Origin of the sequence: Pseudarthrobacter sp. IC2-21 (genome assembly GCF_034048115.1) — a bacterium.
GTDB lineage: Bacteria > Actinomycetota > Actinomycetes > Actinomycetales > Micrococcaceae > Arthrobacter > Arthrobacter naphthalenicus.
This window is the reverse complement of record NZ_CP139145.1, coordinates 1,044,229-1,071,014: the sequence shown is the minus strand read 5'-3', so window position 1 is coordinate 1,071,014 and position 26,786 is coordinate 1,044,229. Positions and strand designations below refer to the sequence as shown.

Annotated in this window: 14 protein-coding genes; 6 read left to right on the top strand and 8 right to left on the bottom strand. The window is 62.0% G+C overall.

Features of this window, described 5'->3' with window-relative positions:
* Position 1 precedes the first annotated feature (1 nt).
* Positions 2-2,923 carry a helicase-related protein gene (locus SBP01_RS04975; RefSeq protein ID WP_320537692.1) on the bottom strand — a complete coding sequence of 974 codons (2,922 nt, stop codon included), beginning with the start codon at positions 2,921-2,923 and terminating at the stop codon, positions 2-4.
* A gap of 472 nt (positions 2,924-3,395) precedes the next feature.
* Here SBP01_RS04975 and SBP01_RS04970 point away from each other — a divergent pair, with 472 nt between their 5' ends.
* A complete protein-coding gene (locus SBP01_RS04970) occupies positions 3,396-4,676 on the top strand; it encodes a hypothetical protein (RefSeq protein ID WP_320537691.1) in 1,281 nt (426 codons plus the stop codon).
* Positions 4,677-4,753: 77 nt separating this feature from the next.
* Here SBP01_RS04970 and SBP01_RS04965 read toward each other — a convergent pair whose 3' ends face one another.
* Complete coding sequence (locus SBP01_RS04965) at positions 4,754-7,870, bottom strand: DUF3427 domain-containing protein (RefSeq protein WP_320538286.1); 3,117 nt, start codon at positions 7,868-7,870, stop codon at positions 4,754-4,756.
* A 1,428-nt stretch (positions 7,871-9,298) separates the two neighbouring features.
* On the opposite strand from SBP01_RS04965, the gene SBP01_RS04960 reads away from it, so the two are divergent.
* Together SBP01_RS04960 and SBP01_RS04955 are read left to right on the top strand one after the other, a co-directional pair.
* Complete coding sequence (locus tag SBP01_RS04960; protein ID WP_320537689.1) at positions 9,299-9,721, top strand: hypothetical protein; 423 nt, start codon at positions 9,299-9,301, stop codon at positions 9,719-9,721.
* An 830-nt stretch (positions 9,722-10,551) separates the two neighbouring features.
* Entirely contained in the window at positions 10,552-11,835 is a 1,284-nt protein-coding gene (locus SBP01_RS04955; protein WP_320537688.1) for an ISL3 family transposase, read from the top strand.
* Between the two features lie 88 nt (positions 11,836-11,923).
* On the opposite strand, the gene SBP01_RS04950 is transcribed toward SBP01_RS04955, so the two are convergent.
* The 3 genes from SBP01_RS04950 to hisC all read right to left on the bottom strand — a co-directional run bounded on the left by SBP01_RS04950 (position 11,924) and on the right by hisC (position 19,078).
* Complete coding sequence (locus tag SBP01_RS04950) at positions 11,924-15,661, bottom strand: hypothetical protein (RefSeq protein ID WP_320537687.1); 3,738 nt, start codon at positions 15,659-15,661, stop codon at positions 11,924-11,926.
* Positions 15,662-16,512: 851 nt separating this feature from the next.
* A complete protein-coding gene (locus SBP01_RS04945) occupies positions 16,513-17,925 on the bottom strand; it encodes an amino acid permease (protein ID WP_320537686.1) in 1,413 nt (470 codons plus the stop codon).
* A 43-nt stretch (positions 17,926-17,968) separates the two neighbouring features.
* Entirely contained in the window at positions 17,969-19,078 is a 1,110-nt protein-coding gene (gene hisC / locus SBP01_RS04940) for a histidinol-phosphate transaminase (RefSeq protein ID WP_320537684.1), read from the bottom strand.
* A gap of 93 nt (positions 19,079-19,171) precedes the next feature.
* On the opposite strand from hisC, the gene SBP01_RS04935 reads away from it, so the two are divergent.
* Positions 19,172-19,675 (top strand): Lrp/AsnC family transcriptional regulator, encoded by a 504-nt coding sequence (locus SBP01_RS04935; protein WP_320537683.1) that lies wholly within the window; start codon positions 19,172-19,174, stop codon positions 19,673-19,675.
* A gap of 120 nt (positions 19,676-19,795) precedes the next feature.
* A complete protein-coding gene (locus SBP01_RS04930) occupies positions 19,796-21,454 on the top strand; it encodes a thiamine pyrophosphate-binding protein (protein WP_320537681.1) in 1,659 nt (552 codons plus the stop codon).
* Positions 21,455-21,466: 12 nt separating this feature from the next.
* Here SBP01_RS04930 and SBP01_RS04925 read toward each other — a convergent pair whose 3' ends face one another.
* The 3 genes from SBP01_RS04925 to SBP01_RS04915 all read right to left on the bottom strand — a co-directional run bounded on the left by SBP01_RS04925 (position 21,467) and on the right by SBP01_RS04915 (position 24,624).
* Positions 21,467-22,741 (bottom strand): UPF0158 family protein, encoded by a 1,275-nt coding sequence (locus SBP01_RS04925; RefSeq protein ID WP_320537679.1) that lies wholly within the window; start codon positions 22,739-22,741, stop codon positions 21,467-21,469.
* A 154-nt stretch (positions 22,742-22,895) separates the two neighbouring features.
* Positions 22,896-24,131, bottom strand: a complete 1,236-nt coding sequence (locus tag SBP01_RS04920; protein WP_320537677.1) for an endonuclease/exonuclease/phosphatase family protein — start codon at positions 24,129-24,131, stop codon at positions 22,896-22,898.
* A gap of 226 nt (positions 24,132-24,357) precedes the next feature.
* The gene (locus SBP01_RS04915) at positions 24,358-24,624 is read right to left on the bottom strand and encodes a hypothetical protein (RefSeq protein WP_275215230.1); all 267 of its coding nucleotides are present in this window, start codon (positions 24,622-24,624) and stop codon (positions 24,358-24,360) included.
* Between the two features lie 367 nt (positions 24,625-24,991).
* Between SBP01_RS04915 and SBP01_RS04910 the strand changes: the two genes are divergently transcribed.
* Entirely contained in the window at positions 24,992-26,674 is a 1,683-nt protein-coding gene (locus SBP01_RS04910) for an HNH endonuclease signature motif containing protein (protein WP_320537676.1), read from the top strand.
* The last annotated feature ends 112 nt before the right edge of the window (positions 26,675-26,786 follow it).

Below are 26,786 nucleotides of genomic sequence, written 5' to 3'. Positions count from 1 at the left end.
CTCAGTGCTCTCCTTCCGCAGGGGTGTTGAGGGGCACGACGACAAGCAGCGGCCGCACCAGACGGCGGTCCGGGGCAAGGGAGGAGACGATCTCCTGTTCCTGCTCAACGCGTGCTTTGTTTTCCTTGAGGCGCCGCGTACTCATGCCGGGGAGCTGTGCCTGTCCGTGGATTTCGCTCCACGCGTCCGCTCGGTCGTGCCATTCATCGAGCCGATAGTCGGCTGCCTGGGCGGCGGCCTCGAACGTGATATCGAGCGAGCCGGTGGTGTTTTGAACGGCACGGGAGATGTACGGACGGTACGACGCGGCGTCAGCGACGGGCCCTGTGTTGATCGACTTGTCGGTGAGGCCGATCTCCCGGAGGTACTCGGCGAGGCTTCCGATCTGCTCGGGGATGCACAGCTCGCCGCCCTGAGTCGCGAAGAACGCCTGGGAGATGACTTGTCCGCGGCGGTTCATCAGTGTGCCCATGAGGAGGACGCTCGGTTCCTCGACGTCGGCGCGGACCACGGGAACCTCGTTGCCGGCCATCGACGCGAGGGCGCGGTCGCTGGCCCATTCGAGGACGGGGTGTAGCGGGCCGAGGAAGTGGGCCTCGGGCCACGTCGTGGCCTTCTCTCCCTTCGCGGGGATGGCCTTCTTGGCGGCGTCGAGCTCGTTCTGGCCCTTGTCCAGGGTTGTGGCCAGCTTGAGCTTTTCGGTGATCTTGCGGTCGTTGAGATAGCCCTGGGGCAGGTGCGCGAGCCGCTGCTGGAGGTCGCGGGGCGGTTCGAGTTCTGCGATCTGGTGTTGGGCATGGACCTTCCAGTTCACCCCGCCCCCGGCGCCGTTGGCAGGCGGCTCCTCGGGATTGCCGAATGCTTCGTGGAGGGCGTCGTCGAGGTAGTCCAGCTCGCTCGAATAGAGCCCCACGCCGGCGTCCGTCGGCACCCGAGGCGTGCCGCCGCCGTCGTCCGCGGTGAGCTGCTCGAAGAAGCTGTCGAAATCGCCGAAGGCGCCATCGTCAGTGTGGGCCGGGTCGAGGACGTCCTCGACGCTGCGCACCACCTCGTCCACGGATTTCCTGCCGGCGAGCACTTCCAGAATCGCTTCCTGCTCAGCCTTCACACTGTGCTGGCCCATGAGGGATCCGACGTCGTTCAGGGCGCCGTGTGCTTCGTGCTCACGCTCCATGAGGCGGGTGATGACCTTGAGATCTCCGGCGAACTTCTCGTGGTCCGGGTGCAGGAGGAGCGTGGTGATCTGGGGGTTCTTCTTCTGGCCGTACCGGTCGATACGGCCGTTCCGCTGTTCGATGCGGATAAGTGACCACGGGATGTCGAAGTGAATGAGGTGATGGCACTGGCTGTGAAGGTTCACGCCTTCGGAAGCGACATCGCCTGTGACCAGCACACGGATGGGTGAGGACTCCTGCTTAAAGCTTTCGACGATCTCCTGCTGATCGACGTCGCTGAGGCCGCCGTGCAGGATGCGGATATTCTCCGGTTTGAGGCCGAGGTCCTTTGGCAGGTGACGCTCGAGCCACATGAGAGTGGGGACCCGCTCAGCAAAAACGACAGCGCGCATGCCCGACTTGGGACCGACGCCGATTCCCTTCAGGTACTGGGCGAGCTCCTGGTACTTGGCGGAAGGCTTCTTGAGCGACTCCTCGGTGAGGGCCCTGAGGTGTTCAAGGGCTTCATGCTCCCGGTGCTCCGCTGGCAGCTTCGGGTCCCCGACCTTGCGGAGGCGCTCCTTGACTGTTTCGTGAAGCGCCGCAGGGCTTGAGAGGAAGGCTTTGGCGAGGGTCCACGGAAAGAGGGAGCTGTTCGCACCGGAGTAGGGGCTGGAACCGACTTGGGGGTAGAGCCAGCTATCTGCGATTTCCTGGGCGACGGCGTTCTCGGCAGGACTTGCCGCGATCAGACGATTGTCCGGTTCGAGACGTTCCATCCAGTTGGCGCCCACCTCGGCGGCCACCTCGGGACTGTGACGGTGACGCCGGATGATCAGGCGCTGGATGTCGTTTCCGTCGAATGTTCCGTCCGGGCGGATGGCGGTGGGGTCGAGGAGACGGATCAGCTCGGCAAACGATTCCTGTTTGCCGTTGTGAGGGGTTGCCGACGCCAGGATGAGGGCCTCGGTATTGGGGGCGAGGATCCTCGCGAGCTCGTTGTTAAGGGTTCCAGCGTTGGTGAGGTTATGGGATTCGTCGATGACGACGGCGTCCCAGCGGATCTTCTGCAGGTGCGCTTTGTAGCGTGAGGACTTCAGAGTGTCTATCGAGATGATGGCGCGCTTGAAGTAGGTGAAGGGGTTTCGCGTAGCCGGGAGGGTCTGGCGGACCTTCTGGATGCCTGCCGAGTCCAGGCGGACGAACGGGAGGGCGAAGCGGCACCAGAGCTCGTGCTGCATCTGCTCGAGGACATGCCGGGGCGTGACCACCAAGACGCGTTCCGCCCGTCCGCGCCGGGCGAGCTCACTCAGGATCATGCCGATTTCAAGTGTCTTGCCGAGCCCGACCGCGTCCGCGATGAGGATTCTTGGGCGGACGTTCTGCGGGTCCAGGGCACGGGCGACGGCGATGCGCTGGTATTCGAGTTTGTCCGCGAGCATGCGGGTGGAGACGGTGAGCCCCTCGTGGTCCTGCGGGATGGGCGTCTTGCGTAGTGTGGACTCGAGCCACAGGCGGGCGCGGCGGTAGTTGGGGCTGGCGTCAGCCACCGGGATGGCTTGGGCGGGGTCGACCACTTCGATGTCGTCGATGCTCTGGTAGAAAGCGGCGGTGGTGTCCCGCACCAGCTCGCTGAGTCCGCGGACCCTGATGAGGAGGCCGTCGCCGGTTTCCTCAGCTCCAGTAACCAGCCATTCTTCGTCTCGAACGTGAACAACTGAACCGGGCGCGACGTTGAGCTCGATCTTCTCTGTAACTGGAGCTGACACTGTTCCTTGCTTTCTTCTGTCCCCAAAGCTGCCGGATAGCGCATAGGCAGCAGCGACCCGAGGGTCAAGAGACATCTAATCATCTACAAGTGCAAAGCGAGCAATACTGGCCTATGAGAAGCACACTTGTTGTTTGTCGGGCGCAGATAAATGCGTCCAACGCCTAGCCATCAAGATCTCGCCCATGCTCTAGAGACCCAAACCGACGGAGGAGCTTAACTTTGGCGCTCCGGTGACTGTCTGGCCGCCGTCGCCGAGTCAGTCGTTGTATGAGCGGGCAGACCTGGACGCCGCTCGCCCATAGCGATGGATCTCCTCAGGATTGGCGCTGCTTCTGGCAGTCGCAAAGTGTAGGGCCGCGAGGAGACCGGCTGTCAGGGGCACAGAGGATTTCGAGTCTCACGGCTAATCTAATGAACGGACCTGGAGTGCTGTCTCTGTTGCAGGCCACTGAAACAGAAATGAGGGGACCGTGGCAACATTCTTCGAACGATACTCGGAGTCGGAACTCCGAACGGCTAAGTCGAGAGCCATCGATGAGGCGGTCAGCCTGGGTCGGAGCGGGCTGCGGCGAAAGTACGGCTTCGGCTCCGCGAAGAAGTTCGTCGCAGTCACTGCGGGGCACCATTTCGACAGCAAGGCCTTGTCGGCTGCCGTAGCAGCGCATCTGACACCGCCGCTGGCCCTTACGTCGGATAGTTCATCAGGCGGGGTGGCCACGACCCGGATCCTCGATGGTTGTGACATACCTTGGATCGATACCGACCGTCTGAAAAACGGGGACAGAAGTGGCCAAGACACCCCTGACGCTGCGGGCGCGGACTCTTCGGCTCACGTCACCCGGAACTATTGGTGGGCCAGCCAGGGAGAAAACTACTCGACCGTCATTCAACAGGGCTCGCTTTGGGCTCCACACTTCCGCGTCGACGGGCGGCCCGGACACGATGACTGGCAGGCGTTGCACCGCATGATGCCTGGTGACGTGGTCTTTCATTACGCCGCTCAGCAGTTCAAGGCGATTTCCTTGGTCGTAGCAGCGGGAGTGGAATCGGATCGTCCGCCAGGGTACGACGGATATCCTCATGGCACGCTGGTACTTGTTCAGCCCTGCGTCGTCGATATGGAAGTGCGTCTGGACGTCCTCAAGACGGTCTTTCCGCCGGGTGTTGGCCCCATGAACCGGACTGGGAATCCTGGCAGGGTCTACGTAGCCGCGATCCCGCCTGAGGTAGGCGAGCCCCTGACGAACTATCTCAGTGCCGGATCTCTAGGGATGCAGTCCCTCGCACAAACTCGATTAATGGGTGAGTCAGACACCGGCCAGCAGCTTGACATTGAGACCACTGACATCGCTGGGGCGATGTTCCGACGCGCGGAACAGCGCTACCTTAGGGAAGCCCTGCTGGCCCGCTATGGCAATCAATGCGCTATTTGCGGGCGGTTTCTTCCCAAGAACCTGCTGATCGCAGCGCACATCAAGCTTCGTTCGCAATCGAGCCACCGAGATCGTCTCGATTTTGCAGCGGCGGCCATGCTCGCCTGTTCCCTGGGGTGTGATGCACTGTTCGAACGCGGGTATCTCACTGTCGACGACGGCGGCCTGGTGCGGACTACTCCTTGGGATGACCCCGAGTTGCTGAGCGTGCTGGACAAGCTTGGGGGTTCCCGCTGTCTGGCATTTTCAGAGGCAACCAAGGAAAATTTCGAGTTTCATCGTCAAAGCCATAACAACGGGACCAGAGCGCGACGGTAATCGGTCTCCGTCGCGCGCGGGCGTGCACGACGGAGACTGATACCAACTTTCCGGACCGGTCTACGGGGCCGCATCGACTACTGCGCCACGGCAGCAGCTGTCGCGTAGACGTCCGCTGGCATCGGCCGGTGCAGCTTCCACGTGATGGCGACCGGCTTCTCACCCGCATGCTGCACGTAGTCCACCTGCCCAAGGCAGGTGTAAGGGACGGTCAGCCCGGTCTCGTCCTCCGCCGTGTCCCTGGTGAACATCAGAACCTTGGAGCCGTGCGATGCCCGGTCCAGGTACCGCTTACCCGTCGTGCTGCCGGGCGAAGTGGCGTTCTGTGATTCCCAGTGGAACAGCTCCGGGCTGATGGCGTAGTCCTTGTACATCGTGGTTGCTGAATGCTTCTTGTCATCCTTGTTGAGCGTGACAAAGAAGGCGTCGGTAGACGTAGCTGAACACCAGGCCACACCCTCCCTGTGCTGCACATTTTTGCCGAGCTCCAGGGACCCGTACTGCAGCGCCGCCAGGACCTCTTCGCGCCGGTAGGTCGCATGCGAGAGAAGCGGCACGTGCTGCAGCCCCGCTCCGAGGCCTTTCGCAGCGTGCTTGGAAGCGGCCACCCCAAGCTTCACGATCTGGCGGATCTCACTGCACACAAACTGGTAGCCGCGCAGGTAGTCCAGTCCGTCGTCGTACGTCTGGAAACCACCACCGTCATCCCACAGCGTGTAGAACAACATCCGGGCGAAAGTCTGCTCACGCATTCCCAGCTCCGCATAGCGGGGCGCATCGGGGCCGACCAGCATCGAGTACGCCTCGGCGCGTTCCGGGTCATCCACGTGGATCAGCGCAGCCATCCGGCCCAGTAACTTCTTCTCCTCGGCATCCGTCAGGTCCCCGATTTTCCCGCGAAGCACCGTCTCCAAGGGAGATAACCCTTCAATGAGCCCAGCTTGCCGAAGATACCCAGTCCACGAATCCCTCGTCGACCGGTAGATCAACTTCACATCGTTCCCGGACTGATCGAGGTAGGCCTCCAGCTCGGTCTCCGCATACGAAGCGATGTCCCGGACCAACTGCGCCCGGTTGAACCGCAGTTGGGCCTTAATGTTGTCAAGAACCACCTGCTGCGCCACACGGTCAAGCACAATCTGGGAGCCCGACGGCAGGTAGGGGAATTCGTCCTCGACGGCTTTCTCCAACTCCTTGCGCCCGTACCCGGTCAGCGCCCGGTAGCGCAGATCAAAGCGGAACTCCCGCCGTTGCTGGCCGATGAAGTCCATGACTGTCAGCACTGCCTTGCCCTCGGCACGGCGCAGCCCCCGTCCCAACTGTTGGAGGAAAATCGTGGCACTCTGTGTGGGCCGCAGCAGCAAGATGGTGTCCACCTGCGGCAGGTCCAGCCCTTCATTGAAGAGGTCGACGGCGAAGATACAGTTGATTTCCCTTCGTCGGAGGCGTTCCAGCGCGGCTGCCCTGTCTGCGTCGTTGGTGCTGCCGTCTACGGCAACGGACGCTATGCCGGCGCGGTTGAACACCTCGGCCATGTAGTGGGCGTGCTGGACCGACACGCAGAAGCCGATGGCCCGCATCTGTTCCGTGCTGGTGACCTTGTCACGGAGTTCGCGGATCACCTTGGCGGCGCGGGCATCGTTGCCGGTGTACAGATTGCTGAGCTGCGCGGCATCGTAATTGCCGCGCTTCCACTCCAACTGGCTCAAGTCAACGTCGTCAGACACACCAAAGTAGTGGAACGGCACCAGAAGGTCAGCATCCAGCGCGTCCCAGAGCCGCAGTTCGCTGGCGGTGCGGCCATCGAAGAACTGCTTCGCGACGTCGACGCCGTCACCACGTTCCGGCGTCGCCGTCAGTCCGAGAAGCTGCTGCGGCTGCAGGTGATCCAGGAGACGCCGGTACGTGGGCGCCATGGCGTGGTGGAATTCATCGATAACGACGACGTCGAAAAAGTCCGGCTCCAGCTGTTCGATGCCGAGCGATGACAACGACTGGACGGAAGCGAAGATATGCTTCCACTCTTTCGGCTTGTGGTCCCCCACGTAAAGTTCGCCGAAGGCTCCGTCCTGCATGACATCCCGGTAGGTGCGCATGGCTTGCTTCAGGATTTCCTGCCGATGGGCGACGAAAAGCATCTTCAGATCGCGGCCAGCCGCTTCGCAGAGTCGCTTATAGTCCAGGGCGGCGATGACTGTCTTGCCGGTGCCCGTGGCGGCGACCAGGAGGTTTTTGTTGAAGCCTTTGAGCCGCTCGGCCTCCAGCTCCTCCAGCATCTCCTCCTGGTGGAGGTACGGCTGGACTTCGAGCCCGGTGGCTGCGTCCGGCGCTGCGGTGCGCCGGCCGCCGTTGCGTTCCAGAGCAGCATCGAGCTTCTCGCCGTCACGTTCCGGATCGTAGCTTTGGAAGGCGCGCTGCTCCCAGTAGCTATCGAACGTGACCTCGAACTTCTGCAGCAGTGTTGGTGTGCCGACCGAGCTGAGCCGGACGTTCCATTCAAGGCCATCCAGGAGGGCTGCCTGGCTGAGGTTGGAGCTGCCGACATAGGCGGTGTCGAAGCCGGAATTCCGGCGGAAGAGCCAGGCTTTGGCGTGCAGCCGGGTGGCTTGGGTTTCGTAGTTGATCTTCACTTCTGCGCCGTACCGGGTGACGAGCTCGTCGATGGCGCGGCGTTCCGTGGCGCCCATGTACGTAGTGGTGAGGACTCTCAGCCGGGCTCCCCGCTCCTTGAGCTGCTCGAGTGCTGGCTCGAGCAGGCGAAGGCCCGTCCAGCGAACGAAGGCGCAGAGCAGGTCGACGGTGTCGGCGGACTCGATCTCGGCCCGGAGCTCCGCGGCGAGATTGGGCTCGTCCTTGCTGTTGGTCAGCAGCGCTGAGTCACTGAGCCTGGTGGTGGGTCGGCGGAGTCGTCGGCGCTTAAGTGCGTCGGGGTGGTGGAGGGAAAGGAGTTGCATGGGACCTTCAGTCAGCATGTCAACAGCATTCAACTCCCGAAGAAGTCGATTTGCCAGCGCTACCCTCTCCGCTGGTTTGGCTGCAATTAGGGCCCGGCGGACAGCCTCGGCGACGTGACGGGAAAGGATGTCCGGAGCATCCTTGTCTTCAATATTGGCGAAGATGGGTTGTGATTTCGACTGCGTGAGGCGGTGGCCGAGTGCATCTGTGCTTAAAAGTTCGTACAATCCCTCAGGCAGATTGTTGATGGCCTCGTCCCAAAAGAAATTATCCACTGCGCCAGGGTATTGGGTTTCGCGGCATACAACGGGGAATGACGCGACGCAGCCGCTTCTTTGTCACCCACACGGAGACTCAGTCCAGGGCAGAGCTAGGGTTGAGTACGCCGGTCGCCGAGCGCCAACAATAGCGCGGAACATTCGGCGGTTGTGTCATTTCCACAAGTTGAGGCGAGAACTCGACCACCATCGGCCCATTCGGTTGCCGCTATAGCGAAGCCTTACGGGCCCTTGACCTGACCGTAGGCGCCAAACTCGACCTCGGTTGTCCTCATATTGCAAAATGACCGGCCTGGCGTCATTGTCGAGATCTGCCCAAACGATACTAAACAAATACTCTTCTTCGCCCGCCAGATGAGCGTGCTTTAGGTTCGTAGACGTTCGTGCACGAGTAATCAACGCCAGGTCCGAGATTGCGGTCTTGCCTTGATTTCGAACGATTAGCCCTTCCTGACACAATTCCGTTTTGACTGATTTTCTGGCCTCCGTTGCAGCGACGCGCTGGTCAGCAATGCGATTGAATATCAGCCAACCGGTGTTGAAGACAGAGATCCCAAGTCCCAGCCACGCCACGAGTGGTCCCAGATTATTCGGGTCGGTCACCTGGGTCGCCCAAAAATCATCTCAGGAGACCTGTGGATAGAGCGACGGACCAACGAAAGATTTTATCCGGGGCGGAAGCGCTCGAGGCGAGAATAAGATGTGCGTCAATGACACGAGCGGCACATCGCAGGTATTTCTTCCGGGCCCTTCGCCTCTTAATGCCAAAGGAGACCTCAATATCGTGCCGAACCAAGTCCAACTGATTCTCGGCTGCTCGGACGGTGGGCAGGGGATCCGTTGCGTGGCCTGGTCTCTTTGCACGCCTGTGCGCTCGCTGCGAGCGACTGTACAACCTGGGCAGTTGATTCTTTCTAAATGGAGGACAAAGAGTCGAGGCTTCCTCGCTCCAAGCCGAGTTCAGTGCCCCCTCTCGCGCCAGAATAAAATGGCAGGTATGGGCATCGATGCCGGCAGGAAAGATCATTTCTCTTCGCGCGTGTATGAACGGAAAAACTGACCCTAGGTCTGCCCTGAGCCGTACCAACTCCTCGTCCGCGTCCCCTTTTCCGCTCCAGCCACCAGCAGCAAAGGGCTTCCTTGCCCCCGCGTGGTTGCAGAGTTTAACCCGTACGTCCTCGAGAGACCGTCTCGTCACCTGCATCCTGTCGTTAGCAGCAGCGTTGTGACCGGTCGACACAGTAGTGCTCAATGGTCCTCCCCGGGACGGTGTTGTACTATCGTGTGCATTGTACAGCCCGCTTGATCGCACAAACTACATGCACGTAAGTCAACCCCAGTTCTCCCAACTGCGTCTAGACTTAATAGCACTCGCGAGCAGGAGACGCCATGCATATTGCGCCTACAAAAAATGGACGCTCCATCACATTTGATAGCGTCCGCGAATTGGACGTGGCACGAACCGCCGCGAACATCTATGCGAACTATCACACGAATGTGTTATTAAAATGGCGAAGGAACAGCAAGTCGCCTTATTTTAGATTGGCTTTCATTATTGATGATGCCGCCCGGGTTATCGGACCGGATGCTCCTTTAGTAAAAGTTCAGCTGAGCCCATCAAACAGCGAACTGTGTATTCGTGCCCTGAAGTGGAGTGCGTCCCGCGAGGAGTCATTTCCCGACGGTGCAGTTCGAGGCTATGGAGAACTCCTGTCAGAGATCATGGTCTCCACGACGCAGACCAACGCACAGTCCTTGACGCCCCCATCCGCGCAAAAGGGGACCGAGCTACAGCATCGAGCTCGCAAATAGCTATGAGGACCTGACCCTATATGGCCGCGCATTGGGCCAGCTCCGGGAACCGTAGACTGTAGCACATCATCAGGCCGAACCGCCCTGCCCCGTACTCGAACACCACCGGGGCGGTGGACGGGCCTGGATTGAAGAACGCCGGCTCCCCAACGCTTGCGCGTCGAATAGGTGGATCTTTCGGTAGTAAGTCGGTCGACCTCCATCGGGCCTGAACGCCACCAACGTGTTATGCGCCTGGAAACTGCGCCCTTCTTCGTTGTCGGGTGCGCAACTCGGCGGGCGCCAGTCAGTTCACTATCGGGGACTCGCCAGACTCCTATCAGGACATGACGGCCTGCCGGGCTGCACTTCGAAAATGAGTCAGGTCGGCCGACAGGTCACGGGAAGGACAATCACCAGGGAGTGATGTCAGAAGAGCCGAGAGTCAGACCCGCCTCACCAGATCATCCTGCATCCAGCAAGCCGAGGCCGCCACGTCCATCAAGTCGCCAGACCAACCGGTTCACAACTCCATAGTGAAGAGCCCCTAACCAATCCCCGTGCATAGAGGTACAAATGAGCGAACAAAGAAGAAATCGGGCAAAAAAGCAACTCGCCCTCCGCGATATCTGGACCGTGATCTGCGAAATTAGACCGTAAAAGGGGCCTTCGCAGATAAGCATGGATGCGCAGTCTGAGGATGGCGCCATCGCGTAGGTATTCTGCGGTGCGGCGTGGTGCGGCAGGAAAGAGGTCAGGGCCTCTTTGAATTGGTAGCGACCAAGCAACCAAAACCAAAAAGAGACCCTGACATGAATAACTCTATGTCTTGTTCTGCTGGCCGCTGGTGTATGCGCGCGGATGCGCTGCTCGGTGTCGCGGGCGTCCACGTCAGCTCCGTCACGGCAACCAGGACTGGCCTCGTACTGGGCGTCGAAACCGGTGTGGACCTCGCCGGTTGCCCGGACTGCGGCGTCGTTGCGGTCGGCCACGGACGCCGCCAGGTCCGGCTCCATGACATTCCCTGTTTCGGCCAGCCGGTGCGGCTGCTGTGGGCCAAACGTGTTTGGCGCTGCCCGGACCCGGACTGCCCAAAAACAACATTCAGTGAAGAACACCCGCTGGCCGGGCCGCGGGCGAAACTCACCGCCCGAGCCGCCCACTCGGCGACCGACGCGCTGCAGCGGTTCGATACCTCGGTCTCGGCCCTGGCCCACCAGCTCGGGGTCTCCTGGCACACCGTCTGGGACGCCATCAGAGCAGAAGCCACCCGCCGCATCAGGAACTCCGATCGGCTCGCCGGCGTTGACGCGCTCGGGGTGGATGAGCACGTCTGGTCACACACCGGCCCGCCGGGATCCGGCATGGTCACCGGAATCGTGGACCACACCCGCGACGAGAACGGCGTGGTGCACGCACGGCTACTTGACTTGGTTCCAGGCCGGTCCGGGAAGGCCTACGCGGACTGGCTCAAAGACGGTGGCCCCGGGTTCACCGCCGGGATCAAGACCGCCGCGCTGGATCCGTTCCGCGGCTACGCCAACGCGATCCGCGACGAACTGCCCGAAGCCATCACGGTCCTGGACGCCTTCCACGTCGTGAAACTCGGATCGGCCATGGTCGACGAAGTCCGCCGCCGGGTCCAGCAGAACACTCTCGGCCACCGCGGACGCAAGGGTGACCCGCTCTACGGTATCCGCCGGACCCTGCAGATCGGCGCCGAACATCTGACCGACAAGCAGTCCGCCCGGCTCGATGCGAAACTCAATGTCGGAGACCCCGACGACGAAGTCACCCTCGCATGGCAGTGCTATCAGAAGCTCCGCAACATCTATCACGCCCGGCCGGAGCGGGGCAGGGAACTCGTGAATGAAGTTATTGGGTCCTTCCCGTCCTGCCCAATCCCGGAAGTCGCCCGCCTCGGCCGGACACTCAAACAATGGAAGACCGCGATCCTGGCCTACTTCGAAACGAACGGCGCCTCCAACGGGCCTACCGAAGCAATCAACGGCGTCATCGAAACCACCCGCAGAATAGCCCGAGGCTTCCGCAACTTCACCAACTACCGGCTCAGATGCCTACTCGCCGCCGGCGGCCACCGGCACTACCGGATCAAACAAACCAACCATGCGTAAATGCGAAGGGCCCGTAAAAGAGACTGGAATTGCGAAGGCTGACTGCGGCCGAAGTACCCTCCATCCGGCCGCAGTCGCACAAATCAGATCACGAAACGAACGTTCCTAAAAGCCGGCCAGTCTGGAAAGGGAAATCGATTCGACCGACCTCATAGAAGCGCTGCACCAGGTCCATTGCGTTTGAACCCGTCAGATACCGCTTGAGGTCATCAATGACATCGCCCCCGTTTTTGTCATCCCGCAAAGCACCGCAGATAATGTCATCGACAAAACCACTCTGAAGTTCATCACTGCTCGCCTTCAACATTCTCAGACGGGTACGGAAAAGATTGGAAAGATTTGACTCATCACCTTCTTCAACAAATACAACCTCATCCTCGCGCAATCTATTCACGATGGTCGGGTCCAAGAGAATAGCCAACCTATATCGCTTCCATCCGCCCTCCATCCAGATGGCACCCTCCTTTATCCATGAAGCATCACCAGAACCAAGAGACAATTGAGCATCTTCTAAGCGCAAGCCTCCCAGGGCCCGGAGCACCTCGGGAAAACTCTGCTCTCGGCGACGCCTAACGGATACAGACAGAATCCACCGCGCCCACACGGGACTTTCAGCCGGAAGCTCTTGGACAACCCTCTCGAGGTAGGTGAATATTCTTACCCAACGATCGTCGCCTTCGTCTATAATGTCCTTCTCGCGACCCGAAATGCCGCGGCTATATAGCGTCAACATGAAACTGATATCATGAATAAGGTGAGCCTTATGCATTACAGAAACCATTTTCTCGGCAATTTGGCTCAGATCCACAAGGTGATCAACTAACGAATCGCTGCCGTCATGCATGTATCCCGTGGTGAAACCAAAGAAAGTGATACCAGAAGTTCGTAAACTCGGCCAAATTGGCAAGTTACTTCGACTAGCATTCGCTTCAGGGCCTATGTGAGTTATCGCATTTCGGTCAACAGATCGCCAGCGAGATTCCGCTGCTCGCCAATCGTCTATTTCTCCCAGCTCGCCCTCATCCGCTGCCTGAGCTAAGAGCCTAAATGCGTCTTCGGCAGTGGAGACGCCGAGCGTAGGGTAGTACTGCACTGCCGCCTCGAAGCACGCTCTTACAACCCAACTTGCACTCTCGCAGAACGCACGATCAGCTGGAATGGCCTCAGCAGCACTGCGCAATAGGGCGGACAGGCTACGCGAGCTTGGTTCCGACGCGAATGATCCGAGGTTTCTCAATAGGGACCAGCCGCTATGGTCTGTCTCAATTTCTGAGAAGTACTCCCAAATTTCCTTCGACTCGTCTACGGGAGTGAAGCCTACCTTCATGGTTTTGTCGTCGCCGTCGCCATAGCGGATAGTTGCTATAACGCTTGGAGGATCGAGCAAACCATGAAGCCTCTGCTGCCACGCGGGCACAGTCTCGAGGTTCTGCTTGACCTCTCTGATACGGCTCCTACTCATCTCACCGACTAACGCACTCGGGCAGAACTTGAAAACTTGATCGCCGAGGATGGTGACCAAGTCCTCGTTGCCTTCTTCTCCGATGAGACTCACGAGCACTTCCAGTGTCGGCTCATCGACCTTTTCTAGGATGGCAGCAAGGTGTGCTTGGCGCACTTTAAGGTCCGGCTCCATAAGCGCCAGGGCTCTGATCTTGTTCACCCAGGTCGCAGGGGAACCCCAAGCCGTATCGAAGACAGCCCGATTGAGAATGGGGCCTGCTACATCGTCATTGATCCTGTGAAATTCGCGTACTTCGTCTTGCACTGGCCCCTCAAGCAGTTCCGCTGCCGTTCTGGCAAGAGGAGCCGCATAGCGAGGCTGGGAAAAGGCTGAACCATCTAATAGGATTTCAAGCGCGAGCAATGAACCCAATTTTGTGATTCGCTCCATCGACCCCTTGTCGTTCAGTTCCGCACAGAGCAACGGAATGTCAGCCCGCAAGTGTTCGCGATCCGAAAATATGTGACCTACAATGAAGAGAAATACATTTCTCCAGTATGGATTCGGGGCAATTTCGGTCAGGGAAGGCACAATCTCAGATTCAGGTTGACTAGCTCGATAGGCGCCAGCCATAAACTCCTGCAGACTTCGAATCTCAAAACCGATCTTGTCCGCCTGCAACACTGCCAGAAAAACAAGGCGATCGGTAACCAGACGCATGAATTCAACGAGGAGAAGGTCTACTTTCTCCCGCGCGTGACCGACAAATTCAAGACGCTCTCGTATGATTTGTTCAAACTCGTGGCGATCAATCGTCGCCGACGTCTCCCCAGCCTCAGCCCCCCGACGCTGAAGGACATCCCCTATGAAGCGGTGCAGATAGTCCACGTCACCCTGAAAATCACGCAAGAGTAGGGAAAGTTCACTGTTCTTTTCAAGTTCGCGCTGCGTGATCACATAGTAGTATTGCGAAAACAGACGCCAACGGTCCCGCGGAACTTGACCGCTTGTCTCTACGAGCACAGTCAAGATAGTAACTTGAAGCGGTGAAGTGAATAGTTTCTTGGTACTTTCTTCCGAGCTAGCCTTTTCGAGCCGCGCATATATGGCGCCGGTCTGGGCCGCGTCTCCGCCCGTGCGAACAGTAATAAACCCTCTAGCGTAATCGAGAGCTGCAGTGAGCGAAAGACTACTAAGAGTTAGATGGGAGTAGATGTGCGGGTTGAACTCCTCGCCATAGCCCTGCGGACGAGTAGTAGCGACGATTGTTACGTCTCCATCAACGGCCTTAACCTCGAACTGAAAGTTCTGAATGCACTCGAGAACTTGGGCTCTATTGCTGCTATTAGGGACTTCGTCGAGACCGTCGAGAATTAATACCCATGGATACTCCTCCAGCCAACGCCTCATTCGTACCATTGAAACTGACACCGATGCCTTTTCAGTCATCTGTTTGGCCATGTAATCAAGAAGGCTTGTGACGGTGTTATTTGATAAAGAATCGGCAAGGTCGGTCAATATGATTCGAAAAGGCCAACGCCTTGCTTTGGGGCCTTGTAGTCCTATGCTTAGGGCTCGTTCTTGCACTGCTCGAAGACCGGGTGCTATTTCAGGATCATTCTCTAGTTGTGAGCCTTCAAGAAACTTTGCCCTGTAGATTTGCGCCAGAAATTGCGTTACTGTACTTTTACCCTGGCCCGGACCGCCGATAAGCACGGACTTGCGGTACTTTTCGGTTTCCATCGAAGAAGCTCCAGAACTCGTATCGAATCTGGTTATCAGTTCATCAACCACATTTCGCTGAATTCTTGGTCCCCGGCCTTTTACGCCTTCTCCAGCAGCGGTAACCGGTACATAGGAAGGGGATCCAACGAGTGGCAGGTCGACGAATGTATCTCCGATGGTTATCTGCTGATCGCGTACTGTGCCGGTTTGTGAAAGCTTCAAATACGTATCGTCACGAAAGCTGCGGGCCGCATGCGTGGCAAGGGCGTGGGCGAAGTCCTTCTCCTCATCATTAATTCGGTCAATCAACTTGGAAATTATGTCACCAGTAGTCAATAGGGCAGCGTACGCAGCGCGTATCGAACTAGCATCATTAAGGAGAGCTCGGATATCGTCGTAATCCCATACGCGAAAATCGCGTATGGGTAAACCATGCCTTTGAATTTCTCCTTGTATAAAGGTCTTAATTGAGTCTTTCCCCCCATTGGGGGCCGGAGACAGACGTACATTAGTCGTGAAAAGGATATAGTCGGGCTTACGAACGCGCTTTGTTTTCGGTTTAGACCAATCTGCCAACTCCTTCTTCAACTCGCGCTTCAGCCAGGTCAAATTTTGAGCAACCCCTGTAGGGTGAAGATGCATCTTCGACTGCAGCACCCCGTAGCCGTCCCATGACGAGAGGCGCCCTAAGCCCGCCGTTTGGCCGTCCCACGTAGCTTCACGACCCCCATCAGGCCCGTCCCCAAACGCGGCAACAGTCCCTCCTAGAGATTTCACAGCTAGTGACTGTGAGAGATGTTCGAACTGACGAGTGCTTAGTGCGTTCAAGTTGTAGTCCACTGACGTAGCATGCCAGGAACTCTGCTCCACAGAAGGACAAAACGCTGACCGGCACACGTATATTGGACATTGCACGGTTCTTGAATTTCTAGCGAGGCGTCCGGCCAGAGGCTTTCTACCTTCTGATCCCCCTAACCTCTTGTTCTCTAAGACTCGTATCCGCCTGCAGCGCCGCGACTCCTGCTCCTCCGCCGCGCCAGACCAAGAGACAACCTGCAGTTAGTGGCGCTGCTGGTCTTCGCCGGGTACTTTCAGCAGCTTTTCCCTCCACGTCTTCCCTGCGGCCGTCACTACACGGGACAACCTCTAGGAGCCCGGATTCCGCCTGTCCCCGGCAACTGGTCCGTGCAGTGGACCACGAGAGCGCGCGCCTCAGCGGCCGCCATGGATGCCGCATGTCCCCGCCGCGGTTCCTCCGAATCTTAGGCTTCCCACTAGCTGCAGGGCCAGTATATTGAGAACTAGGTTCAGCACTCCTAGGCGTGATCGACGAAACCGAACACTATCTGAATAGCTAACTGAAACTCGCTGGTCGGGAATGCCGTCCGACCCCCGAGCATGCGGCACCTCTATCGTCCGGCACCTCAAAATGCCAAGGGCGCGCCCGGCTAAGCCGAACGCGCCCTCCGCGAGCACCTGAACCCACCACATGGGTCAATGCACGCGATTCAGTCGATTAGGACCGGGGCCTTAGCCCTGTCCGAAGCCTCCACAACCGGCCAGACCTTGCGGTTCCGGTGGTGGAGCCAGTTCGCCACGGCCAGAAGCGCCACGAGCGCGAAAGTGCTCAGCAGCTGCGGACGGGAGTCCTCGCCGATGAAGCCCACCGTGAAGATCGCCGCCAGGATGACCAGACCAACCACCGTGAGCCACGGGAAGCCGGGCATCCGCAGGGGAAGTCCCGTTCCCTCGCGGTCGGCTCGGAGGCGCAGCGCGAGCTGGGCCAGGAGCGCGGACGTCCACACCAGCAGGCAGGTCGAGCCGACGATGTTGAGCAGGACAGGAAGGACCATCTCGGGGAAAGCCAGCTCCAGCACAACCGTGACAACGCCGAAGGCGACGCTGGCCAGGACTGCCACAACAGGGACCCGGGCCTTGGACACAGAAGCGAGCAGGCGTGGCGCTTCGCCCCGCTCCGCGAGGGAGTACGCCATCCGTGAGGCACCGTAGAGGTTAGCGTTGAGGGCGGAGAGCAGAGCTGCGACGGCCACCAGGGTGATGGCGGTGGCCGCGCCGGGCATGCCGGCGGCGTCCAGTACGGCGGCGAACGGGCTCTTCAGCCCCGCCGAACCCACGGGAACCACTGCGGCGATGATGAAGATCGCACCGATGTAGAACACCAGGATGCGCCAGAGCACGGTCCGGACGGCTTTCTTCACGCTGCGGGCCGGCTCTGCGGTTTCAGCAGCCGCAACCGAGACGATTTCGGTGCCACCGAACGCGAACGCCACCACGAAGAGCGCCGTGGCAATACCGGCGAAACCGCTGGGCGCGAAGCCGGCACCGGTGAAGTTGGACAGGCCCGGCGACTGCACGCCCGGCAGCCAGCCGAACAGCAGGGCAGCGCCCACCAGGAGGAACCCGACGATGGCCGCCACCTTGAGCAGCGCGAACCAGAACTCGAACTCGCCGAAGTTCTTCACGCTGGTGAGGTTCACTGCGGTGAGCACCACGATGAACACGAAGGCCATCAGCCACACCGGCAGGGCCGGGAAGATGGTAGCCAGCAGGCCAGCCGCGCCAAGTGCCTCGGCCGCGATGACCACCACCAGCTGCAGCCACCAGAGCCAGCCCACCGTGGCCCCGGCCACCGGCCCGTAGGCCTTGGCGGTATAGACGGAGAAGGCACCGCTGTCCGGATTGGCTGCGGCCATCTCGCCGAGGGCCCACATCACCAGGATGATGAGCGTGCCGGCCACGAGGTAGGAGATCAGCACGGCCGGGCCGGCGGCCTGGATGCCGGCTCCGGAGCCGATGAAGAGGCCCGCGCCGATGGCGCTTCCGAGCCCCATCATGGTGAGCTGGCGGGGTTTGAGTGCCGCGCCCAGTGCGCGGCCAGACGTCTTTGTCTGTTGTTCCATGGGAAGTCCTCTGGTTGTGGGTGGAACGGATGGGGGTTTCAGGTCAGTCGATTGTCGAGGCTGCGTGGGCTTCCAACACCCGGAGCACGCGGTTGTTGGCGGCGGGCCCGGCAACGGTGATCCGCACGCCGTCCCCCTTGTAGGCCCGGACCATGATGCCCGCGCCGTCAAACGCGTCCACCAGCCTCGCCTGGAGGCTCTCATCGGCGCGGATCCACAGGAAGTTGCCCTGGCTCGGCTGCAGCTTCCAGCCCTGGGCTTCCAGCTCGGCAGCCATCCGGGCGCGCTCCCGCTTTACGTCGGCCACCCGCGCTTCCATCTCCTCCCCCGCGTCCAGGGACGCGATGGCGGCCTTCTGCGCCAGCGCGCTCACGGCAAAGGGCAGTGCGGTGCGGCGCAAGCCTTCGGCGATTGCCGCCGTCGTAATTGCGTATCCCACGCGGAGGCCGGCGAGCCCGTAGGCCTTCGAGAAGGTGCGCAGGATGCAGACGTTCGGGTACTGGCGGTAGAGCGCTAGGGAGTCGGGGCCGCTGCCCGCTTCTGCGTATTCCACGTAGGCCTCGTCGATCACCACGAGGATGTCGGAGCGGACGGACTGCAGGAAGGCCTCGATGCGGTCGTGGCTGATCGGCACGCCGGTGGGGTTGTTGGGGGTGCAGAGCAGGATGACCTTCGTGCGGTCAGTGACGGCCGCGGCCATGGCCTCAAGGTCGTGGCCCTCGGCGCTGTCCAGCGGAACGCGGACCGGCCGGGCGCCGGCCAGTTCCACCAGGATGGGGTAGGCCTCGAAGGAGCGCCACGCGAAGATCACGTCATCCCCGGCGTCGCAGAGTCCGGTGATGATCTGCTGGAGGACGCCGACGCTGCCGGGTCCCACCGCCACCTCTTCGGCGGTGACGCCGAGGTGGAGGGCAAGCCGTTCACGGAGTTCGACGGCGGCACTGTCCGGGTAGCGGTTCATGGTGCCGGCTGCCGCGGCCACCGCAGCCGCGGCAGCGGGCAGCGGTTCGTAATGGCTTTCGTTGCTGGCAAGGGCGGCAATGTCCATGCCGGCGCTGCGTCGGCCCGGGACGTAGGCCGGGAGTCCGGCCACGGCGCCACGAAGGGCGGGAAGGACGGTGTCCGGTGCGATGAGGAGCTGATCACTGGTCATGAGGAACGATCATGATTGTGATCCGCCCCACAATGCAAGATACCCTCAAGCCATTGGGACTTTTGCTCAACTTCTACTAACTGTGGTGAAAATATGACCATCCCGAATCCCCGCACCCTGGATTCGCTCGACGGCAGGATCATCCTGGCCCTCGACAAGGATCCCGAAGCCAGCGCCCTGGCACTCTCCCGGACACTCGGCGTCGCACGCAACACGGTGCACGCCCGGCTGGCACGGCTCGAGCGCAGCGGCGCGCTCCGCTCCTTCAGCAGGAGGCTGGATCCCGCCGCGCTGGGCTATGACCTGATGGCCTTCCTCTCCCTGTCCATCAGCCAGACGCGGACAGGTGCGGTGGAGGACGGACTTGCCGCCATCCCGGAGGTCATCGAGGTGCACGCCACCACCGGGGACGCGGACCTCATGGCCAAGGTGGTGGCACGCAGTACGGCCGATCTCTACCGCATCACCAACGAGATCCTGGAAATCGAGGGGATCCAGCGGACCAGCACGGCCATCTCCGTGCTGGAACTCATGCCGCCCCGCTACGACGGCCTTCTGAGCCGGCTGTCGGAGCAGGAATCCCGCCCTTCGTCCTAGAGGCGGGTGATGCAGGCCACAAGTGGGCAGATTTTCACTCGTAACCGCACTCCCCTGCCAAATATCCCAATCAGAACTAACTCTCTTGCCTATCTGCGGGCCAGCCCACAAGATTCCTGCATGACTACTCTTACCGTCTCCGGCCGCGTGGCGCAGGTTCTTAGCAGCTATGTCAGCGATGTCTTCGGTGTCATGGGCAATGGAAACGTCTACTTCCTGGACGCCGCGGAACAGCTGGGCCTCCACTTCTCCGCCGTCCGCCATGAAGGCGCCGCCATCGCCGCGGCCGACGCCTACTACCGGACGTCGGGACGGCTCGCTGCGGGCACCACCACATACGGCCCCGGCTACACCAACGCGATCACCGCCCTTGCCGAGGCGGTCCAGGCGCAGATCCCCGTGGTGCTGGTCACCGGGGACGCACCGAGCAGCGGCGCCCGGCCCCAGGACGTGGACCAGGCGGCAATCGCCGCGGGCCTCGGCGCGGCCACCTTCACCATCACCCGCGACGCCGCGGGCTCCATCACCCGGCAGGCGGTGGAGTACGCACTCACCAAGCGCACCGCCGTCGTGATTGCCATCCCCTACGACCTCGCGGCACTCGAGGCGGAAGATGAAGAGCTTCCGGCGCCGCTGGCACCAACGGTGAGTGACGACGTCGACGGCGGCCTTGGGCAGGTAGCGCGCCTGCTTGCGGGGGCGAAGCGGCCGCTGATCCTCGCCGGCCGCGGTGCGCACCTCGCCGGAGCCGGCCCGGAGCTCCGCGAGCTCGCCGACCGCCTCGGCGCACTGACCGCCGGAACCGCCCTGGCGCTCAACCTCCTCAATGGCGAGGGGTACTTGGGCGTTGCCGGCGGTTTCGGCACCGACACCGCGGCCGGGCTCATGGGCGAGGCCGACGTGGTCCTCGTGGCCGGGGCAAGCCTGAGCCCCTTCACCCTGCGGTTCGGGCACCTGCTCGGCCCGGACAGCACCGTCATCCAGATCGACACCGCCCTGCAGCCGACGCACCCCCGGGTGGATACGTTCGTCAGCGCGGACGTGAAGTCTGCTGCTACGCGCCTTCTGGGGATGCTGGACGGCGGACCTTCGGGCGACGCGTGGCGCGCGGAAGCCCGGAAGCGCGTGGCCGAGGGACCGGGCCACGCGGCAGGGTCCTCGGAGACGCCGGATGGCCGGCTGGACCCGCGCGCCCTGGCCTCAGCCCTGGACGCCGTGCTGCCGGAGCGGCGCACGGTGGTCCAGGACGGCGGGCACTTCCTCGGCTGGGCACCCATGTACTGGAATATCCCGCGTCCCCAGGACCTGGTGATGGTGGGGACCGCCTTCCAGAGCATCGGGCTGGGCCTTGCCAGCGCCGTCGGGGCAGCCCGCGCGGTGGAGGACGGCCGCACCCTGGTGCTGGCCTCCGGCGACGGCGGTTTCCTGATGGGCCTGTCCGACCTCGAATCGCTGATTGGTGCCGCTCGCAGTGCGATTGTGGTCATCTACAACGACGCCGCCTACGGCGCCGAAATCCACCAGTACGCTTCCAAGGGCCTGACCGACAAGCCCATGCTGATCCCCGAGGTGGACTTCAGCGGCGTCGCCCGCGCTCTGGGTGCCGAGTCCGCGATCATCCGCTCGCTTTCCGACTTGTCCGCGCTCCAGGACTGGATCGACGCGGGCGCGACGGGAACCTTCGTGGCCGACTGCCGGATCACGTCCAGCGTCCGGGCGCCGTGGATGAGCGAGTGGATGGAAGCCAAGCAGGGGGCGAAGGCAGCGGTGGCGGGGTAGCCGCGCACCTAATCAGGGTTGCCCGCTTTCATTATCTTCACCACGCGTGCCCACGCGGATGCCATTATCGGCGAGAAACTCGCGGGCTCGGCCCGTCTGACGGTCGGCGGAGAAGGCGTACCACTGGTCACTGAGGTTTTCGCCGTCGACCACATCGCGGAACCGGGAGAAGGCACCTTTGCCTTCGATGGCCCGCTCCAGCCGCTCCCGGATGGCCTCGTCATGCTGCCGCTCGGCGAATGCCGCCATGTCCTGCCAGGCTTGCCGCGAACCTGCGAGGCTGACTCGCAGCCAACGGTCCGGCTCCTCCTCCACATCGATGGCGGCATCCTCCCCGACCATCATCGGGTCAGTGGAGATGCCGTCGTACACCTCACCGGTACGCAAGTCGATGTAGCCGCCCAGCGACAGGTCCACTGCTCCCTCCAGCACGGTGCTAAGCATGTCAAGATCAACCGGCAGCACACGGTCCGGCAGCGGCTCGCGCCGTAGGCCAGCCAGCAGGTCCTCGGCCAGCACCTGGTCACCGGCGCCGCCGCGCCAAGTCAGCCGGTTGATGACCGACAGTGCTACCGGCTCAGCTTCCTGACGTCTATGCTCCAGCACCATCGGGATGCCCGCCCCGACCTGTTGCAGAGCGTCATCGATGTTGTGCCCTGTCACCGCCGCAAGGAAGCGCTGCGCGTCTCCTGCGCCGATAGCCGTGCGCAGTTCGGACACGTCAACATCCGGTGTTTGCGCGTGTGCGGGCCACGCGTGCAGCAGCATGGGGTGCGGCCGGGTCGGTTTCCCTGGCACCCTGCTCTCGCCGTCGTCGGTTGCCCAGCGGCGTCCATACTGGTCGGGGATGCTGCCCCAACCCCAGTACGGAAGGGGAACGCCAGGACGGATGCCCAATACCTCCAGCGGGTCGACCTTCGCCTCCCCAACGACACAGCGGTGGGTCCAGCCGTCACCGAGGTCAAACGTGAACTGAAACTCGGAGCCCGGCTCCACCGTCCGCACGACCTTGGCTACATCGATGTCAATCGGTGCGATGATCGGGCCCCGGACCGATGCGGCCATCTCGGCTCCTGTTTCTTCATCCGCGATGACCCGGCCGTCGGCGAGGGTGAACACCGATAGGTGCGAACGATCCCACCGGGCGAAGGCATCGTTGATGGCGTTGGCGAGATCCATAAAAGTGTGCGACGGTCCGACCGCGAAGATACGCCCTGGCCACGGCCACAACTCCTCACCACGTCCGCCGAGCAGTTCCACCGTCACCGATAACCAGGTTCGTGCCATATTTCAAGGATGGCACGGGTCGAAGCTGCTCCCGAACGGGCAGGGCAACTGCTTTGTCGGTCCTGACGGGTAGCTTAGGCCGTGACTCTCGAGCACCCGCCCGTGATCCACCATGCCGAAACAGCCTCACGGAACCCGGGTTACGCCAGGCTTGTCAGCCGCGCACCTGCATATCCACCCACACCAGGCGGTGGTCGCTGCTCGGGAACGGATAGACGCCGGTCAGCCGCGAGAGCGGATCAGCCTGGGTCGGCCAGAACACGCCGGAGCCGAGCACCGTGGCCTTGCGTGAGGGCAGCACGTAGTCAGCCCGCAGGTTCCCGGGCGCGGTGTCGCCGAAGTCTGCGGTGTCGTTGCGCGGGTCGCCTTGATGGGCGGCGTTGGCTCCGCCCTGCAGGGCCGCCGCCTCCACGGCACCGGCGGAGGCCGGCAGCGGGTCCACCACCTGCTTGGAATCCAGGAGCTGGTTGACCGCGGCCGCCACGGAGTCGCCGTCGAACGGGTCCGCGTTCTGGTCCCCGACAATGACGAACGGTTCACTCGGCAGGAGCCCGCGCTTCTTGCCCTGATCGTCCACGATGTACTGCGACTTGCCCGGGGTGATGTAGTCGGCCCAGAACCGGATTTCGTCGTGGTTGCGGCGGCCGTTGCGGTCCTCGGGGCCGTCGAAAGTCGGCGGCGTGGGGTGCGAGGCAAGCACGTGCACCGTTTCGCGGCCCACCTTTACCGGCACGTCCCAGTGCGACTTGCTGGACACGCGAACGACGTCGAGCTCCTCCGGGGAGAACCAGTCGGCCGGTTCAGGCGTGGCCGGGTTATCCGGCAGCAGCGCCCCAGGCATGTCCTTCCACAGGAAGTTTTGGAACGTCCGCACGTTCTCCGTGTCGATGGGGTACTTCGACAGGATGGCCATGCCGTACTGGCCCTCGAAGGCGCCGAACCCGAACGCGTCGTCGCCACCACCCACCTTGCCGTCGTTATTGAGGTCGAACCCGCTGGGGATCCCGGTGTTCGACGGCGCCACATAGGCGTGGGGGTAGTCCACCGGGTCAGCCCCGCCCTGACCGACCGCCAGGTAGTTCTCGCGGAACAGGTTGGCGGCGCGCATCCCGGGCACGTAGTCGAACTCGTTCAGCAGAATGACGTCCGGGTTCGCACGCTGGATGACCTCGGCCAGCGTGCGCGCCTGATGGTTGTCCGGAGTGCTCAGATCCTTCTCAAGTTCGCCGGCGCTGGCCCGGTTGAGCGACAGGTTGTAGGTGGCCACACGAAGGTCCAGCGTGTGGTCCTTCTTGGGCTCGGCGGTGGCCGGAGCTGCGCCGAAACCAACGGCGAGGCTGCCGAGAACAGCGGCGGTGGCGGCAGCGGTGAGTGTGCGTCTCGTGGACATGGGACTCCTTGACAGGGAAAGGCGGCGGTACGGACGAAGTTGCCTTCAACGTATGCCTCCCAGATGGCCGCAAGGCGTACTCCAGGCGAACGGAGATGAGCCCATCGCAGCACCCTGCCGGGCCCTCTCCCCATGGCACAAAAAGGAGGCCGACGGCGACACCCAGTGTCCGCCGTCGGCCTCCCTTAGTGCCCTCGCGGCGCTGTCCCCGCAGCGCGCTTGGAACCTAGGCCGCCGTTGGAAGCGTTACGTAGCTGCCCTCGATGACGCGTGCGGCAACAACGGGAGTGCCGTCTGCTGTGACATAGCTGCCACGCGTGGTGGGGTGCAGGCTTCGGGTGCCGGCAACGGCGACATAGCTGCCCTCGCCGCCGGCGGGACCAGCCACGTAGCTGCCGCCGCGCACTGCGGCGTCAGCCACGGAGGTAGCGGCAGCAGTCTTGACGGTGGTTTCGGTTGAGGATGCTGCGGGGCGTTCGGTCAACAAAGTCATGGTTTCTCCTTAGGTTTTGCAGTATGAGGGCCATACAGGTTCTTGTGCCGCTCAAGCAGGAGGGCGGTGGCGCGTTGTCGCTTGCCCTGCTGGCCCGGGCATGTTCACCGGTGCGGCACTCAAGGGCTTCGATGGCCTGCATCCAACCCTAGGGCTTATCGTGAGCTACTCAAAATAAGGTGCCCTTCGACACCTTCACGCGTCGCGGGACACCGGCCACAACGACGACGACGGCGAGTAGCGCCGACGCGGGGCCGCCAAGAACGGCGACGGCGGAACTTTTTTGAAAGTACGACGGCGGTGCGCACCTTGAGAGCGCGCCTTGGCTGCCGGCCAAATTGTCGTACCCCCGTTAGAGGATGTTGGTATGGGAACCAGCGCGGGGACGGGGACAGGTCTGGAGGCTATTTATGCCACCGTTGCTGCTCTCGCCGCGCTCGATGCCGAGGACGCTGCCCTCGCCTCCACCGGTGCTTCGGCTGTGGCCGGGGACGGTGTGGATGTGCTGGCGCGTGCGTACGAAATTCGGTTGGAACGGATGGGGCTGGAAAAGAAGCTGGAGGCCCAGGCTGCAGCCCGGAAGGCCAGGTCCGTGACCGAAGCCATGGACCTGCAACACGCGATGACCTCACCAGACACGCCCCTGCATGAGCGGACCTACACCGAGATGTCCACGGTTGAGGAAATCGGCGGGATCCTGACCATCAGCTCCGGGGCCGCGTCCGCGTTCGTGGATCAGTCCCGGCAGCTGTGTGCATTGCCGCCGGTCATGGACGCCCTCTCCACAGGCAGCCTCTCCTGGCAGCAGGCACGGATCTTCGCCGACGAGACCGAGGCTTTGGATCATCCCGCCGCGGCCGCTTTGGTGGCGCACTTCCTCGACCCCGACGCCCCTAACCCGGCGAGGGGTTGCCCCGCGCCGGAACTGGTGCCGGCCCGGTTACGGGCAAAGGTGCGGGGCTGGCGGGAACGCCATCACCCGGAATCGATTGAGAAGCGTCACCGCAAAAGCGCCGCGGACCGGCGGGTGGAATTCACTCCGGACCGGGACGGGATGGCCTGGATCGCAGCATACCTGCCGGCAGACCAGGCGTTGGCGATCTCGAACGAGCTCACCGCCACCGCCCGCAGCCTCCAAGGACCTAACGAACCCCGCACTCTTACCCAACTCAAGTCCGACGACTTCGTCAGACGCCTCCTCACCAACAGAACAGCCACCATCCCCACCACAGTCTCCCTCCAGGGCGACGGCGACGCGCAGGAGGACCCGCTTGGCGTGGCCACTCTCATGGGCTCCGATGAGCCCATGCCAGAGTTCTGCAGCTTCGATACCGCCGCAAACAGTGACCGCCCGGACCAGGCTGAACCGGTGTTGAGCGGAACCACCACGGATCCGGATGCAGGCAAGGCCCCCACGCCCCGCGCCGAGGTTCTCGTCACCGTCCCGTTCTTCGCACTCCTGGGCCTCACCGACGAACCGGCAGAGCTAGACGGTTACGGGCCCATTCCCGCCTCAATGGCCCGTCAGCTCCTCGCCAACGGCGCCGAATCGTTCCGCAGGGTCCTGCTCGATCCCAGCGACGGAACACCGCTGGAGATCGGCCGCACCAGTTATCGACTCACCAAGGCGATGAAGAAAGCGCTGCAGCTGCGGGACGGCAAGTGCGTCTTCCCCGGCTGCAACAACAACTCCCTCGACAACGAGACCGACCACCTACAGGCGTGGCAGCACGGCGGAACCACCGGAATCAGCAACCTCGCACAGCTCTGCCCCCGCCACCACGGCCTGAAACACAACAGCGGGTGGACCCCAACGGCCTCAACCAGAGACGAGCCACCCGGCTGGACATCACCCACCGGCCGCCACTACCAAGCCGAACAACCCGACCGCCTACCACCACAATGGCCGTCGGGAGTCCTCCCGTCCCGCGTCAATCCGTCGGCAATCCTTCCGCCGAGATTCAGTGTGTCGGAAATAGGTTCACCGGAAGATGGTTCATCCCAAGTCAGTCCGCTGGAAGGGCTGCTGCTCCAGCGTTTGTCCGGCTGATGGGCCACATATTCAAGGTGCTCTAACCACGTACTGAGGCACGGATTTGAGGGGTTGCACGAGGGCGGTGGAGCCCGCTGCCCGGCGCCGCCTTGGGCTCCCCCGCATGCAG